The organism is Eubacterium sp. An3 (assembly GCF_002159465.1).
GTDB classification, from domain to species: domain Bacteria; phylum Bacillota; class Clostridia; order Lachnospirales; family Lachnospiraceae; genus Anaerobutyricum; species Anaerobutyricum stercoris.
The window spans coordinates 24,987-39,988 of sequence record NZ_NFIR01000015.1; the positions used below are offsets into that span (position 1 = coordinate 24,987).

Annotated in this window: 14 protein-coding genes; 5 read left to right on the forward strand and 9 right to left on the reverse strand. The window is 46.6% G+C overall.

Annotated elements, in window-relative coordinates:
* Positions 1-32: 32 nt before the first annotated feature.
* From B5F87_RS12310 to B5F87_RS12335, 6 genes are all read right to left on the reverse strand, one after another.
* On the reverse strand, positions 33-743 hold the full coding sequence (locus tag B5F87_RS12310) for a YcxB family protein (protein ID WP_087281467.1): 711 nt from the start codon (positions 741-743) through the stop codon (positions 33-35).
* A gap of 89 nt (positions 744-832) precedes the next feature.
* Positions 833-2,977, reverse strand: a complete 2,145-nt coding sequence (locus tag B5F87_RS12315) for a Tex family protein (RefSeq protein ID WP_087281469.1) — start codon at positions 2,975-2,977, stop codon at positions 833-835.
* A 43-nt stretch (positions 2,978-3,020) separates the two neighbouring features.
* Complete coding sequence (gene prfB, locus B5F87_RS12320) at positions 3,021-4,142, reverse strand: peptide chain release factor 2 (RefSeq protein ID WP_087281471.1); 1,122 nt, start codon at positions 4,140-4,142, stop codon at positions 3,021-3,023.
* A 176-nt stretch (positions 4,143-4,318) separates the two neighbouring features.
* On the reverse strand, positions 4,319-6,958 hold the full coding sequence (gene secA / locus B5F87_RS12325; protein WP_087281473.1) for a preprotein translocase subunit SecA: 2,640 nt from the start codon (positions 6,956-6,958) through the stop codon (positions 4,319-4,321).
* A 201-nt stretch (positions 6,959-7,159) separates the two neighbouring features.
* Positions 7,160-7,687 carry a ribosome-associated translation inhibitor RaiA gene (raiA, locus tag B5F87_RS12330; RefSeq protein ID WP_087281475.1) on the reverse strand — a complete coding sequence of 176 codons (528 nt, stop codon included), beginning with the start codon at positions 7,685-7,687 and terminating at the stop codon, positions 7,160-7,162.
* 445 nt (positions 7,688-8,132) lie between these two features.
* Positions 8,133-8,600, reverse strand: coding sequence for a signal peptidase II (locus B5F87_RS12335; RefSeq protein WP_087281477.1), 468 nt, complete (start codon positions 8,598-8,600; stop codon positions 8,133-8,135).
* An 89-nt stretch (positions 8,601-8,689) separates the two neighbouring features.
* Here B5F87_RS12335 and B5F87_RS12340 point away from each other — a divergent pair, with 89 nt between their 5' ends.
* From B5F87_RS12340 to B5F87_RS12350, 3 genes are all read left to right on the forward strand, one after another.
* Positions 8,690-9,469 carry an ABC transporter ATP-binding protein gene (locus tag B5F87_RS12340; RefSeq protein WP_087281479.1) on the forward strand — a complete coding sequence of 260 codons (780 nt, stop codon included), beginning with the start codon at positions 8,690-8,692 and terminating at the stop codon, positions 9,467-9,469.
* A complete protein-coding gene (locus tag B5F87_RS12345) occupies positions 9,453-10,250 on the forward strand; it encodes an ABC transporter permease (RefSeq protein ID WP_242964465.1) in 798 nt (265 codons plus the stop codon). The genes B5F87_RS12340 and B5F87_RS12345 overlap by 17 nt, the downstream gene beginning before the upstream one ends.
* Positions 10,251-10,472: 222 nt before the next feature.
* A complete protein-coding gene (locus B5F87_RS12350) occupies positions 10,473-11,303 on the forward strand; it encodes a MerR family transcriptional regulator (RefSeq protein ID WP_087281481.1) in 831 nt (276 codons plus the stop codon).
* Positions 11,304-11,435: 132 nt separating this feature from the next.
* On the opposite strand, the gene B5F87_RS12355 is transcribed toward B5F87_RS12350, so the two are convergent.
* Positions 11,436-12,473, reverse strand: coding sequence for a dihydrodipicolinate reductase (locus tag B5F87_RS12355; RefSeq protein WP_087281483.1), 1,038 nt, complete (start codon positions 12,471-12,473; stop codon positions 11,436-11,438).
* A gap of 227 nt (positions 12,474-12,700) precedes the next feature.
* Between B5F87_RS12355 and B5F87_RS12360 the strand changes: the two genes are divergently transcribed.
* Positions 12,701-13,453: a YitT family protein gene (locus tag B5F87_RS12360; protein WP_087281485.1), complete on the forward strand. Its 753-nt coding sequence runs from the start codon at positions 12,701-12,703 to the stop codon at positions 13,451-13,453.
* An 87-nt stretch (positions 13,454-13,540) separates the two neighbouring features.
* Here B5F87_RS12360 and B5F87_RS12365 read toward each other — a convergent pair whose 3' ends face one another.
* Complete coding sequence (locus B5F87_RS12365) at positions 13,541-13,699, reverse strand: hypothetical protein (protein WP_242964466.1); 159 nt, start codon at positions 13,697-13,699, stop codon at positions 13,541-13,543.
* 224 nt (positions 13,700-13,923) lie between these two features.
* Here B5F87_RS12365 and B5F87_RS12370 point away from each other — a divergent pair, with 224 nt between their 5' ends.
* Positions 13,924-14,199, forward strand: coding sequence for an AbrB/MazE/SpoVT family DNA-binding domain-containing protein (locus B5F87_RS12370; protein WP_087281487.1), 276 nt, complete (start codon positions 13,924-13,926; stop codon positions 14,197-14,199).
* A gap of 83 nt (positions 14,200-14,282) precedes the next feature.
* On the opposite strand, the gene B5F87_RS12375 is transcribed toward B5F87_RS12370, so the two are convergent.
* Complete coding sequence (locus tag B5F87_RS12375) at positions 14,283-14,867, reverse strand: GNAT family N-acetyltransferase (RefSeq protein WP_087281489.1); 585 nt, start codon at positions 14,865-14,867, stop codon at positions 14,283-14,285.
* Between the last annotated feature and the right edge of the window lie 135 nt (positions 14,868-15,002).

A 15,002-nucleotide genomic window follows, 5' to 3' on the forward strand; every position in this document is an offset into this window, starting at 1 on the left:
TTTTCTCCATATGCCCGGAAAACAGTATGCTCCTATTTATTTTTCATTTTCTTCATAAACGCATTGATCTCTCCGGCCTGTTCACCCATAGCTGCAGTCGGAATCAGAAATGCGTTGACTTTACCCGTGTAAACAGTTGTTACCGATTTCATAAAAGTACATTTATATACCTTTTTCCACTCCACATCGATACATTCATCACCCAGTTCCAGATGCACACCCCATTCATCCACCATATAATGGAAAGTCTGCTGGTACGCCGGATTATTTTTGACCGTTTTTCTTCCCCTGTTCCATGTGGACAACGGAAGAGCAATGAGAATGATAGCCGCCAGCGCAATGGCAAGCCACATGTTGCTGTCATTTCTCACAACGACGATTATCGGCCAGATGACCGCGATCGCTACGGCGAGCAGCATCAGCGGCTGGCGATAGTTGTGTCCGAAAAGGAAGGCGAGCATCTCCTTTTCTGTGATCTTGGCATCAATATAGTAATGCGTTCCCTCCGGCTGACGCATCTGTTTCTTTTCAGCTGCGCCTTCTCTCGTTTCCGCCGTTCCCGCTGCAGCCGTGCCCTCCACATCTGCAACTGTCACGATCTCAGGAGATGTGTCGCCAGATTCAGCGGCATCAACCTCCGCATCCACATCCGGATTCGTATCCAATTCATCCGGATCATCCTGTGTCCCCGGTCTGTCAATATCAGCGAGATTCATTTTGCTGATTTTTTCAAAGCTCTGCATGGTCGTTCCTTTCTTTTTCTCTTAATATTTCTTTTCAGATTGTTCTGAACCAATTCAATCATGTATCCATGTTCTTTTATGAACTGTGCCTATTTTATCTTCATGGTAAGCTGAATTCTTTTTTTCTTCACATCTACGCTCAGCACCTGCACATCCACGATGTCCCCGACGCTGACCACTTCCAGCGGATGCCTGATATATTTATCGGACATCTGAGAAATGTGTACCAGGCCGTCCTGATGGACGCCGATGTCCACAAAGGCTCCGAAATCAATAACGTTTCTCACAGTTCCTTTCAGAACCATGCCCTCTTTTAAATCCTTCATCTCCAGCACATCCGTCCGGAGAATCGGCTTCGGCATGTCATTTCGCGGATCTCTTCCTGGTTTTTCCAGTTCATCCACAATATCCTGCAGCGTGAGCGCTCCGATATGAAGTTCGCCGGCCAAAGTCTCCATGTCTGTAATCTGATCCTTCAGATGACAGCCGCCGCCGGCCCCAAGCTGTCCCTTTTCATATCCCATGGTGGAAAGAAGTCTGTCTGCCGCTTCATAGGATTCCGGGTGAACTCCTGTATTGTCCAGCGGATTATCTCCGTCCGGAATCCGGAGGAAGCCCGCGCACTGCAGAAATGCCTTCGGCCCCAGTTTCGGAACCTTTTTCAGCTCCTCCCTGGAATGAAAGCTTCCGTTGGCTTCCCGGTAAGCGACGATATTTTTAGCCACAGTCTTGCTGATACCGGAAATATACGACAGCAGGGAGAAGGAAGCGGTGTTGAGATCCACGCCGACCTTATTAACACAGTCCTCCACCACGCCGTGCAGCGTCTCTTCCAGTTTTTTCTGATTCATGTCATGCTGATACTGTCCCACGCCGATGGCCTTCGGCTCGATTTTTACCAGCTCTGCCAGAGGGTCCTGCAGCCGTCTGGCGATGGACGCGGCGCTTCTTTGCCCCACGTCAAATTCCGGGAACTCTTCCGTAGCCAGCTTGCTGGCAGAATACACGGAGGCCCCCGCCTCGTTGACGATGACATAGGATACCTTCTCCGGTATCTCTTTTAAAAGCTCCGTGATCACCTGCTCCGACTCCCGGGACGCCGTTCCGTTGCCGACGCTGATCAAAGTGATATGGTATTTTTTAATCAGATTATGAACCGTTTTCTTCGCTTCTTCCACCTTAAACTGCGGAGCAGTCGGATAGACGACCACCGTATCCAGCACCTTGCCGGTGGCGTCCACCACCGCCAGTTTGCAGCCGGTCCGAAAGGCCGGGTCCCAGCCCAGCACGGTCTGTCCTTTGATCGGCGGCTGCATCAGGAGCTGTTTCAGATTCTTGCCGAAAACAGTGATGGCTCCGCTCTGAGCCTTCTCCGTCAGTTCATTGCGGATATCCCGCTCTATGGCCGGGGCAATCAGCCGGTTATATCCATCCACAATGGCGTCTTTGAGAACCGCCGCCATCGGCCCGTTCTCGTCATGTATCATGGTCTTACAGAGTGCATGGAGAATCTGCGGTTCCGGCGCTTCCACCTTAACGGTGAGATATTTCTCCTTTTCTCCCCGGTTGATGGCAAGGACGCGATAACCGGTCATTTTGGAAAGAGGCTCCCGGAAATCATAATACATCTCATAGACAGATTCCTCTTTTTCATCTTTCGCCCTGACGGCCAGCCAGCCTTCCTTCATGGTCCATTCCCGGATACTCTTGCGGTAGTCGGAACGGTCTGCCACCTGCTCTGCGATGATGTCGCTGGCTCCGGCGATGGCCTGCTGTACATTTTCCACGCCTTTCTCCGCATCCACATAAGAAGCGGCTTCTTCCTCAACGCTCCTTGCCGTCTTTTGCAGCAGAATGATATTGGCCAGCGGCTCCAGTCCCTTTTCCTTGGCGATCATGGCGCGGGTTCGTTTCTTCGGACGGTACGGCCGGTACAGATCATCCACCGCCACCAGAGTCACCGCCTCGGTAATCCTGGTGCGAAGTTCCGGCGTCAGCTTGCCCTGCTCTTCTATGGTCTGGAGCACCTGCGCCTTCTTTTCTTCCAGATTCCGGAGATAAAGCAGTCTCTCATGAAGATTTCTTAAAACCTCGTCCCCAAGAGCGCCTGTGGCCTCCTTCCGGTACCTGGCGATAAAAGGAATGGTGTTTCCTTCGTCAATGAGCTGTACGGCGGCTTCTGCCTGTTCTTTTCTGATTTGCAGCTCAGAGGCGAGCTGTTTGATTATATCCATATATTTTTGTCCTTGCTTTCTGTTAAATGTTATATACTAGGTATCATGCGGTTTCCTGATCCGTACTGTTGATAAACCGCAGGTATGCGTTCATAAACGCGTCCAGGTTGCCATCCAGCACACTCTGCACGTTGCCGCTCTCTTCGCCTGTTCTGTGGTCTTTGACCATGGTGTACGGCTGCAGAACGTAAGAGCGGATCTGGTTGCCCCAGCCGTTGTCGGAAACTTCGCCGCGGATGTCGGAAAGCTTCTCCCTGTTCTCCTGCTCTTTGATGAGATAGAGCTTTGCTTTCAGCATCTGCATGGCTTTTTCTTTGTTCTTGTGCTGGGAACGCTCATTCTGACACTGTACCACAACGCCTGTCGGAAGATGGGTGATACGGATGGCGGAATCGGTCTTGTTGATGTGCTGTCCGCCGGCGCCGCTGGAGCGGTAGGTATCAATGCGGATATCCTCGTCGGCAATCTCCACAGATAAATCCTCCTCAATATCCGGCATCACATCGCAGGATGCAAAAGAGGTCTGCCGTTTGCCCGCCGCGTTGAACGGGGAAATACGTACCAGACGGTGGACCCCTTTCTCAGACTTGAGATATCCGAATGCATTTTCTCCCTTTACCTCAAAGGTGATGGATTTGATGCCCGCTTCATCGCCGTCCAGATAATCAAGAACCTCCGTCTTATAGCCGTGGCTCTCCGCCCATTTGGTATACATGCGGTAGAGCATCCCCGCCCAGTCGCAGGACTCGGTGCCGCCGGCACCGGCATGGAGGGTGACGATGGCATTGTTGCTGTCATACTCACCGGAAAGAAGGGTCTGAATCCGCATTGTCTCAAAGGTTTCTTTGAATTCGTCAATCATCTCCCCGATTTCCGGAATCAGACTGGCATCGTTCTCTTCATAGCCCATCTCAATCATGGTATAGGCGTCGTCCATGGTGCTTTCCAGTCCGGCAAAGGAGTCCACGGTATCCTTCATGCCTTTCAGCTCCTTCGTGATCTCCTGGGCCTTTTCCGGGTCGGACCAGAAATCCGGCTCTTCCATCTTTGCCTCAAGCTCTTCCATGCGGGCCTTCTTCCTGTCAAGCTCCAGGGACGCCTTCAGCTCTTCCATGGGCTCCTTATATTGATTAAGTGTAAATTTAAACTGATCTAATTCTACCAATTGCAGGTTCCTTTCTCATTCATTTTGCGGCTGCCGCCATGACCGGCACCGTCTTTTACGGCTCGCAGCCTGCGGCACGTCCTGCTTTTCAGCAGAGATGCCAAAAGGGGGATGCCGCAAGAAAGCGGCAGCCCCTTATGATTGTCTGCGTGTTACTCTTATTTGTTTGCTACAGTCTACTCTGCGAATCTTCCGCAGCACTGTTTATATTTCTTTCCGCTGCCGCAAGGACAAGGATCGTTTCTGCCGATCTTGGCTTCCTTTCTCTTGTATGGTCCCTGCGCCACGGTATCATCCTTGTTGGTGCCCGTCGCCTTGGCAACCTGCTCTCTCTCCACCTTCTGCTGGATGCGGACATGCATCAGTGCGCTGACCGTATCGTGGCGGATATTCTTTGTCATCTCCTCAAACATATCATAGCCGAGGAACTTATACTGTACCACCGGATCTTTCTGTCCGTATGCCTGGAGACCGATGCTCTGACGGAGCTGATCCATGTCATCGATGTGGTTCATCCATTTGCTGTCGATCACTTTAAGCAGGATGACTCTCTCCACCTCACGGATTCCCTCTTTGTAAGCCATGGCGTTGTCGTCTTCCAGAAGCGCTTCTTCCGGCAACTCTGCCTGGCTCTTGGCAAATTCTTCGAACTCTTTCTCCTTGGCATGGTAAAGCTCCATGGCTTCTTCCTGCAGACGCTCGATGATGGCGTCTTTATCCTTGGCTGCCTTCTCCTCGTCGCTCAGTACGATCGGCTGCAGCGGAATCTCACGGCGGAGGGTCTCGTTAAGCTCCACCATGTTCCATTCTTCCGGAGAAGTCTCTCCGCCGATCATCTCCACGTCATCACGGACGGTATCCTTGATCATGCGGTAGATCACATCCTGCATGCTCTCGCCATCAAGCACCCGGCGTCTCTCTGCATAGATAACCTCACGCTGGTCGTTGTTGACCTGGTCGTAATCCAGCAGGTTCTTACGGATACCAAAGTTGTTATTCTCAATCTTTTTCTGTGCCTTTTCAATCTGCTTGGTGATGGTCTTGTGATGAATCTCCTCACCTTCCGGAATACCAAGCGCCTTATAGACATTCATCATACGCTCAGAACCGAACAGACGCATCAGATCATCCTCCAGAGACAGGAAGAACTTGGATTCACCCGGATCTCCCTGACGTCCGGAACGTCCGCGGAGCTGGTTGTCGATACGACGGCTCTCATGGCGCTCCGTACCGATGATCTTCAGTCCGCCCAGCTCTGCCACGCCGTCTTCCAGCTTGATATCGGTACCACGGCCGGCCATGTTGGTGGCGATGGTTACGGCTCCTTTTTCACCGGCGTGGGAAATGATCTCCGCCTCCAGCTCATGGAATTTGGCATTCAATACGTTGTGTTTGATGCCCTGTTTGGTAAGCAGTCGGCTGACTTCCTCGGAAGCGTCGATGTTGATGGTACCAACCAGAACCGGCTGTCCTTTCTCATGGGCTTCGACAATCTCATGGATGACCGCATTTAATTTCTCCTTCTTGGTCATGTAAATGGAATCATCCTTGTCCACACGAATCATCGGCTTGTTGGTCGGAATCTCCACAACGTCCATGCCGTAGATATCCATGAACTCCTTATCCTCTGTCATGGCGGTACCGGTCATACCTGCTTTTTTCTTATATTTATTGAAGAAGTTCTGGAAAGTGATGGTTGCCAGAGTCTTGGACTCGCGATTAACCTTCACATGTTCCTTCGCCTCGATAGCCTGATGAAGACCATCGGAATAACGACGGCCCGGCATAATACGTCCGGTGAACTCATCGACAATGAGAACTTCATTGTCTTTTACCACGTAATCCTGGTCGCGGAACATCAGGTTGTGAGCGCGGAGCGCCAGAATAATGTTGTGCTGAATCTCCAGATTCTCCGGATCTGCCAGATTCTTGATGTGGAAGAACTGCTCTACCTTCTTCACACCTTCCTGCGTCAGCATTACGTGTTTTTCCTTCTCATTTACAAGGAAATCACCGTCTTCCTCGATGTCAATACCCATGATGGCGTCCATCTTGGACAGCTCGCCGTCGGAAGTGCCCCGCTGCATCTGTCTTGCCAGCACGTCGCAGGCCTTATAGAGGTCTGTGGACTTACCGCTCTGTCCGGAAATGATAAGAGGTGTTCTTGCCTCATCGATCAATACGGAATCGACCTCATCGACGATGGCATAATTGAGATCCCTCTGCACCAAATCTTCCTTATATATAACCATGTTGTCACGAAGATAATCAAAACCAAGCTCATTATTGGTAACATAAGTAATATCACAGTTATAGGCTTCCTGACGCTCTTTATTATTATAGCTGTTCAGGATCACGCCGACCTTAAGTCCCAGAAACTCGTGTACCTGGCCCATCCATTCCGCATCACGCTTTGCCAGATAATCATTGACCGTCACGATGTGAACGCCTTTTCCTTCCAGCGCATTAAGATATGCCGGCAGAGTTGCCACCAAAGTCTTACCTTCTCCTGTCTTCATCTCAGCGATACGTCCCTGATGAAGAATAATACCACCCATGAGCTGTACCCGGTAATGCTTCAGATGGATGGTTCTGTCCGCCGCCTCTCTTACTACGGCAAAGGCTTCCACCAGCAGATCATCCAGAGTCTCTCCGGCAGCCAGACGTTCCTTGAACTCTGCGGTCTTCGCACGAAGCTCCTCATCGCTCAGCGCCTGCATCTTCTCATCCAGGGCCTCTATCTGATCCACTGTTTTTGATATTCTTTTTATCTCTTTTTCGCTTTTGTTACCGAAAAATATATCTGCAATTCCCATATATACCTCCTGTAGGACATAATTACATTTTAAGCATACGCAGTATATTGTAACATTGATAAACCTGCATTTCAAGCCGGGAAATCTTTAAATATTCTTACTATTGGCGGGGTTCGGCTATATATAGATTTTACAAAAGAAGCGGGAACGCTGTCTGCGTCCCCGCCTAGTGTCGATAACTATATCTGTCATGCATCTCGATTAGAACTCTGGCTCGATCAGTCCGTAAGTCTTATCTTTCCGCTTATACACCACATTTACCTCGAAGGTCTCGGCGTTGCGGAATACATAAAAGCTGTGTCCCAGAAGTTCCATCTGGATACATGCCTCTTCTGCATCCATCGGCTTGATAGCAAACCGTTTGCTCCGTGTAATAGTAATAGTTTCATGATTATCCGCATCTTCCTCAAGGAATTCATCAGTAAATGTACCGATTCCTTTGCCGTGGCTGGATATCTTGGTCTTATATTTGCGGATCATCCGCTCCAGAACATCTACCGCCATATCTATCGAAACATACATATCTGTACTCGTCTGCTCTGCCCGCAGGATCGTTCCTTTCATCGGGATTGTTGCTTCCACTGTCTGATTTTCTCTCTGAACACTTAATGTGATCTGTACCTCGGTATCCGGTGTAAAAAACTTGTCCAATTTGCTGAATTTGTCATTAATCGCCTGTTTTAATCCTTCTGATACCTCCAGGTTCTTTCCATAAATAATGTAACGCATAGGATCACACTCCTTCTTTTTATTCTACGGTTTTATTATACCAACTTTTTACAAGAGTTGCAATCAAATAGTATAATTTTCAGAATTTTTTACTTATTATAATTAATTTTTCCATATCAAAAAATTTTCTCTGAAAATAATTTATGGATTTTTTTGGTAAATATTAAGAATTACACAAAACGAATGTTTTATCTTGACGAATCTTTCCACAATCACTGTTCACAGAAAAAATTGTGGATAATGTGGATAACTCAGTGGATAACTTGAATTTATCCCGATTTTTTCCGTTTTTTTCTGTGGACAACTTTTTCAAGTTGTCCACCGGAAGTTTTTTCCATCTTTTTATTCTTCAAAAAACGACATTTTTCTTATATATTTTGCACAAATTTTACAAACAACTTCCAACAATCCTCAATTTTATGTTTTCAGAAATTGTTCCGGATATTCAACTTTTTATTCTGAATTTTTCAGAAACAAAAAGGAGAAGTCCACCAATTAAAATACAAAAATCACTGATGTTAAAAACAAGCCTGCGGACACAGGATACAGGACATCTGGTAAAACGCAGATAGTCCGTTACTGTCCCCTTTTTGACTCTGTCCACAAAGTTACAGAGACCTCCTCCAAGCAGCAGCGCAAGTCCCGTCCCCTTTACGGATATGGACTGTTTTCTTCCTTCCTTTGCCAGAAGCAGACCGCAGACGGCAAGAATCGCCCCGCTGCACATTTTTATCTCCTTCTTCCGGTCGGAGAATAGCCCCGTGGCCGCCCCTCCGTTTTCCAGGCGGCGAATCTCTATACCTCCCGGCAAAGTCCACGCTTTTTTCCCTTCTTCCTCTTTTTCAGAAATATACTGTTTAATCAGAGTTTCTCCGGCGATAACAGTCAATATTATTTTTGCGTAAGTCTTCATGATTCTTCTCCTTTATCTTATTTTTTGTAAATATCACATTTTTTTGGCATATTTTAAATTATAACACTTTACGAAAGGATTGAGACGTTTTGCCACCTAAAAAAATATTTTTGTCTGTCAAAAATCTCTCCCATGCCTACCACACAAAAAACGGCGAGACACAGGCTCTTCACAATATAAATTTCGACCTTTTTCCCGGCGAATTTGCAGCCATCGTCGGTCCTTCGGGCTGCGGCAAGTCCACGCTTCTCGACCTGGTCGCCGGCTTCATTCCTGTGCAGACGGGCTCCCTTGTCTATCCATCCAGCGAGCGTCCGCCCGCCATCGGATACATGCTGCAGAAAGACCATTTATTAGAATATAGAACAATCTACAAAAACATTATCCTGGGACTGGAAATTCAGCATCAGCTTACAGCGGGAAACATTGCGTATGTCCGCTCCCTCATGGAACAGTATGATATTGCCGACTTCGCCGACGCCCATCCCCATGAGCTCTCCGGCGGCATGCGCCAGCGGGCGGCGCTCATCCGCACCCTGGCAGGGCACCCGTCCTTTCTTCTTCTTGACGAACCGTTCAGCGCCCTTGACTACCAGACCCGCCTGGACGTATCCAGCGATATCGTAAATATCATCCGGGAACAAAAAGTTACGGCTCTTTTGGTCACTCACGACCTGTCGGAAGCCATCAGTATAGCTGACCGCATCATCATTCTCGGAAAACGTCCAGGCTCTATCCGCTCCATTGTCACCATCGACTTTGAGACGAAACACCGGCCTTCCCCGCAGAAAGCGAGACTGCACCCGAAATTTCAGAAATATTTTGACCAGATATGGAAGGAGCTGAAATCTGATGAGAGCATTTCATAAATTATCCCAGGGACTGCGGGATGAGAGAGCGAAAGCGGCCGCCCCGACGGTGCCAGATTCCACCCGAATTGAGACAACCGGCGTCCTCGCGGCAAGCCCGGCCCAGACCCTTTATATGAAAAAAATAAAACAGCACCGTCGTCTGGTACTGTTTATTCAGGTGTTTCTTCTTGTATTTATTATTGCTGCCTGGGAGATCTGCTCCGACGTCGGACTGCTGAACTCCTTTATCTTCAGCAGTCCATCCCGGATGATCAAAAGCGCTGCGGAGCTTTATCACGACGGAAACCTTCTGGGGCACATCGGCATCACCCTGGCGGAGACCTTCGGAAGTTTCCTCCTGGTGGTGGTCTTCACCATCCTCATCGCCGTGTTGCTCTGGTGGAACCAGACCTTCAGCGAGATTCTGGAGCCGTACTTCGTCATCCTGAACAGCCTGCCGAAATCCGCCATGGCGCCCATCTTCATCGTGTGGCTCGGCAACAACATGAAGACCATCATCATCACCGCCATATCCCTGGCAGTCTTCGGCAGTATCCTGAACCTGTATACAAGCTTCATATCCACGGACCCGGACAAAATCAAGCTCATAAAAACACTCCACGGCAGCCGCATCGACTGCCTCACCAAGGTGATCCTGCCGCTCAATCTTCCTTCCATCCTGAGCATCCTAAAGGTAGATATCGGCCTCTGCCTGATCGGCGTGGTCATCGGAGAGTTCCTGGCAGCAAAACAGGGACTGGGGTATCTGATTATTTATGGGTCGCAGGTGTTGAGGTGAGACAATTTAGGGAGAGAAATGATAAAATGAGCATTAGTAGAGTTTTATTTGAACCCCTCATAACCATCTGATATAATGAAAAAACATATACTGGCTGACTGCTGCAACAGTCCAGGGTTCTGCTACCAACACTATCATCTCGTTATAAAAGCTGACTTATTGCTTCGCAAAACTGTGTGACGATAGAAGTACATTCCATCGTTCACATACTAAGGAGGTATTATGGATAATCTATTTTCAATCGGCGAGTTGTCAAAATATCAGAATATATCAAAGCAAACTTTGATTTTTTACGATAAAATCGGTTTGTTCAAGCCTGCCTATGTGGACCCGAATAACGGTTATCGTTATTACAGCTCTAAACAGATTGACTATCTGGACACCATCCTGATTATGAAGAAAAGCGGGTTCTCCCTGAAAGAAATACGGGAGCATATGCAGAGTTATACCATCGACAGCAGCCTGTCTGCGCTTGGAAAACAGTTGACCGCCATCGACCGTCAGATCGAGGAACTTCGTCTGATTCGCAGCCGGCTGCAGCATCGCTGCACGCAGATGGAAAATGCAAAAATATACCGTGAAAAAGAAAACACAGTTATCCTGGAAAATGTAAAGGCGCAGTACATTTTACTTCACGCAGTGGAGCCTCCTTACAGTATGCGGGAGATCAGCATCGCAACGAAGCAGTGTTTCGCCGATTCTTTTCAGAAAAATCTACCCATCTTTTTTCAATGTGGTGTGGTTGTCCCTTACCAGCATATCATGGAAGGACGTTTCACCGAATCCACCTTTGCTTTTCTTCCCATAGAAGCAACGGAGCAGACCTGCAACATCAAATATCTTCCCGCCGGAAAATGTGTCAGTATCTATCACGTTGGGGATTATTTATCCATCGGACGTTCTTATCAGAAGATTCTTGATTACTGTCAGGCGAATGACCTGCAGATCGTATCGGATTCTTATGAATTCTGTATTAACGACTATATAACGACTTATGATGAAAACGAATACATCACCAAAATTATGTTTTATATCCGACAGCCTGATGCATAAATTAACGCCACTCTGCAAAGGTAACAGGATTCGCAAATAGTTCTACTCCGCAAAGACGGCCCGAAAAAAAGAACAGGCAGGAAGCCTGAAAATGATATGCTCCCTGTCTGCTTTTTGTTACGGATTTTTTTCTTATTCCAGATACATGTGCATCGGCCATGTAAGATACTCCACATCCTCAAGTTTCTCCGCTGTGATATATCCCGCCGGTGCATTTAAAATAGTAGGAATCCGATTCACCAGTGTGGCGCAGGTGTGTTCCGGCGTCGCAGGTTTTACCACGTGAAATTCTGTATCCGGCTCTCCGATAATCTTCCAATCGCACATGTCTCCATCGTCCGGCCCGTAAACTTTGCCGATGCACTGGGTTTCAATCGTAATTCCCTGAAACGTTTCCGTGGTGACCACAGCGCTCATACCGATACAATTGCCTTTTTTGATGGTCTCGCCGGTGGTCTCACACCAAAGGTCGGTATCATAAAAATACGGTACACATTTCTGGCTGATGGATTTGATAGTCAGTCCCAGTTTATTTGCCAGAGCCTCATTGGAATTCCAGACATAGGCCGGCTCCACCGTTTCCGGATGAGCCAGCTGCGTCTCAAACTCTTCCGGTGTCAGACCCACCCCGTGGGCTTTAGCCAGCGCAAGACCGTAATCTTCCACATTATAGCTGACGGCTCCTTCTATTTTTTTGATGCTGTGTACGCCGCCCGCCACAGCTCCGATCATATTGATCCAGTAAATGTCCTGCATCCCAGTGCCGGTGATAGTGCAGTTATTTTCCTTAGCCAGCTTATCCAGACGATTGGTAATGGAGGCCGCGGTCGTCCACGGATAGATTGCTTCCTCGCAGGTGGTGACCACATTAATGCCACGGGAGAGGCAGCGTTCAAAATGCGGCAGCACATCATTCATAAAACTGAACAATGTCACAACGGCAATATCCGCATCACATTCATCAAGCACCGCGTCAGCATCCGACCGAATCGGAACATTCAGCTTCACACCCAATCCTGCATAATCGCCGACGTCCATACCCACAATCTCAGGGTTGGTATCAATTGCTCCCACGATTTCCGCGCCCTTTTCAAACAGATAGCGCAAAATGTACTTGCTCATTTTTCCGCATCCATACTGTACCACACGAATTTTTTCAAGATTAATCATAAATGAATCGCCTGCCTTTCTAACACAAATAAATCTGTTTCTGAAGATTATCAATTACCTTCTGTAAATAGCATAAACGATATAGTTAGTATAAGGTCAATACTTATTTCAAATATTATTATCAGATTTTACCAGTCAAAAAAATTTTCTCTTTTTTCTATTGACATTATAGTTACTATATGCTTTATCCTGTTTCCAGATTACAAAAAAACAAGGAGTGGATATATATGTCTGATAAAAAACAACCAACAATAACCACGGCAATCATTCGCAGAATCCCCTGGAAAAAACTGCTGTTTATTATTCTCGGCGCAGCTATCTGTTCTTTTGGAATACACAATATCCATCAGCGTGCCGATATCACAGAGGGAGGCATCATCGGACTCATGCTTCTGACAGAACATTGGCTCGGCATTTCACCAGCCTATATTACGCCGGTGCTTGATATCATCTGCTACCTGCTGGCTTTTAAATATCTGGGCGGAAAATTCATTATTATGTCTGTTCTTTCCACCTTTAGTGTATCGGCATTTTATTCTTTATGGGAACTGTTTCCACCCATGCTTCCTGATCTGTCCGCTTACCCTTTACTGGCCGCCATAAGCGGAGGTATCTTTGTCGGGCTTGGCGTTGGAATCATTATTCGGCAAGGAGGTTCGAGCGGCGGCGACGATGCATTAGCTCTCACAATTTCCAGGATCACACACTGCCGGTTATCACGAGCTTATCTGTTTACAGATTTTGTAGTATTGGGACTTTCACTCACATACATCCATTTTTCCAAATTGGTTTTTTCTGTTTTTACAGTTATTATTTCTTCATTCCTGATTGACCGTATCCAGGAATTTCGACTACCGGGCCGGCCAAAATTATTAAAACATAATACAATTTCTCCTCCAAATATAAAATGCCACCGGATAAGAAGAATTATTCCTGGATGGAAAAAGAAATCGGGAAAAAGAAACAGGGAAGTATGTTGATTACTTCCCTGTTTCTCTCCAGCATAGTTTCCTCGGCGGCATGTTTGACTTCAAACAAGATTGCCCGGCGGTGTTTTCGATACTTGATCACCACATCGGAACGCCCAGCCCATGTTCATAATTGGATTCCACAATATAGCCTGCACCGGAAAACAGGCCGGCCAGAAAGGCATGATAAAAACTTTCCTGATAGTCATGGTAACTGATCGTATCAAACAAAATATTTGACAGAATTTCGGTCAGCACGTTTTATCTATATAATAGTAGCTATTTTTTCTTATCTTATCAAAGCTGGAGATACCAATGGGTAAAGAGTATCTTTCCACACCGCAGTTCCCTCCTATATTTTCAATTTTGACTTTATTAGAAATTGTAACACAATGTTATAGAATTTTTATTGATTTTTTTCCTTTCCTGCATATAATAAAAGTAGGGATTTCCCTACTTTTTTAGAAAGGTGGTATAACATCATGGTAACAAACACATTTGTAGACAACGCTAAGGTTATGTCAAAAGGTCAAATTACTATCCCAAAAGATGTTCGTGAAGTTCTTGGCGTGTCAAGTGGCGACAGAGTGACTTTTATCGTTGAAGGAAGTAATGTTCGCATTGTTAATTCTGCCGTTTATGCGATGCAAATACTCCAGCAGGACATGGCCGGGGAAGCAGAACGTACCGGACTAACCTCAGAAGATGATATTATGGCACTTGTAGAAGAATTAAGAAATGAGGATGAAAATTTTTGATTTTGCCTCTGCCGCTGCTTTTTCTGAAAGTTTTTAAAAGAATTGAAGAGATCAGCTATCTCTCAGAAATATCTCTGCCCGCTTTATTCTTCTTCCACAAAATGTACAGTGGATTCCTCCCAATATTTCTTATAAACTCTGTCTTTTTGTCCATCAAGATTTAACTGATACATGCGAAAAGTGACCAGCACATTTTTTGGCTGCCACAATTCTTCATAAGAATATTGGTATTTCATCCCCAGTTTTTTCATCACATTACCGCTTCTTGGATTCTTTACATCATGCGTGGCAGTAATATACGGAATCCCGTCCTTTTTGAGCTGTTCGATCACTGCTTCGCAGGCTTCTGTGATGATACCATGATGCCAGAACTCTCTGCGCAGTCCATATCCAAAGTCAAAACTGTCCTCCATACCGACATTGACATAGCCAACGGGCACATTATCTTCTTTCAGACATACTGCATAATTATAGGCGCTTTCCTTCTCATACTGTCTGAACAGATGCTTTTCATAAAACATCCTGGCTTCTTCCATCGTTTTCATCGGAAACCACGGCAGAAATGTATTGGCTTCTTTATCGCTGTAAATCTCATAGAGTGCTTTCAGATCACTTTTTTCAAATTTTCTTAAAATCAGTCTTTCTGTTTTGAGAGTTGAGGTATTCATTTGGTCTCCTATGTAGTTCATTTTGTTCTGCAAAAAAATCCAGCAATTTTTAATTCTATATATATTTTATCGAGGAAGCTGAAAGACGGCGCCCGATACAAACATATCAAGCGCCATCTTTTTAATTATCAATAA

What these genes read in the sequence shown, in the direction of transcription:
- B5F87_RS12310 (WP_087281467.1), bottom strand. Translation starts at nt 743, where the DNA reads ATGCAGAGCTTTGAAAAAATCAGCAAAATGAATCTCGCTGATATTGAC.
- B5F87_RS12315 (WP_087281469.1), bottom strand. Translation starts at nt 2,977, where the DNA reads ATGGATATAATCAAACAGCTCGCCTCTGAGCTGCAAATCAGAAAAGAA.
- secA (WP_087281473.1), bottom strand. Translation starts at nt 6,958, where the DNA reads ATGGGAATTGCAGATATATTTTTCGGTAACAAAAGCGAAAAAGAGATA.
- raiA (WP_087281475.1), bottom strand. Translation starts at nt 7,687, where the DNA reads ATGCGTTACATTATTTATGGAAAGAACCTGGAGGTATCAGAAGGATTA.
- B5F87_RS12335 (WP_087281477.1), bottom strand. Translation starts at nt 8,600, where the DNA reads ATGAAGACTTACGCAAAAATAATATTGACTGTTATCGCCGGAGAAACT.
- B5F87_RS12345 (WP_242964465.1), top strand. Translation starts at nt 9,453, where the DNA reads ATGAGAGCATTTCATAAATTATCCCAGGGACTGCGGGATGAGAGAGCG.
- B5F87_RS12350 (WP_087281481.1), top strand. Translation starts at nt 10,473, where the DNA reads ATGGATAATCTATTTTCAATCGGCGAGTTGTCAAAATATCAGAATATA.
- B5F87_RS12355 (WP_087281483.1), bottom strand. Translation starts at nt 12,473, where the DNA reads ATGATTAATCTTGAAAAAATTCGTGTGGTACAGTATGGATGCGGAAAA.
- B5F87_RS12360 (WP_087281485.1), top strand. Translation starts at nt 12,701, where the DNA reads ATGTCTGATAAAAAACAACCAACAATAACCACGGCAATCATTCGCAGA.
- B5F87_RS12370 (WP_087281487.1), top strand. Translation starts at nt 13,924, where the DNA reads ATGGTAACAAACACATTTGTAGACAACGCTAAGGTTATGTCAAAAGGT.
- B5F87_RS12375 (WP_087281489.1), bottom strand. Translation starts at nt 14,867, where the DNA reads ATGAATACCTCAACTCTCAAAACAGAAAGACTGATTTTAAGAAAATTT.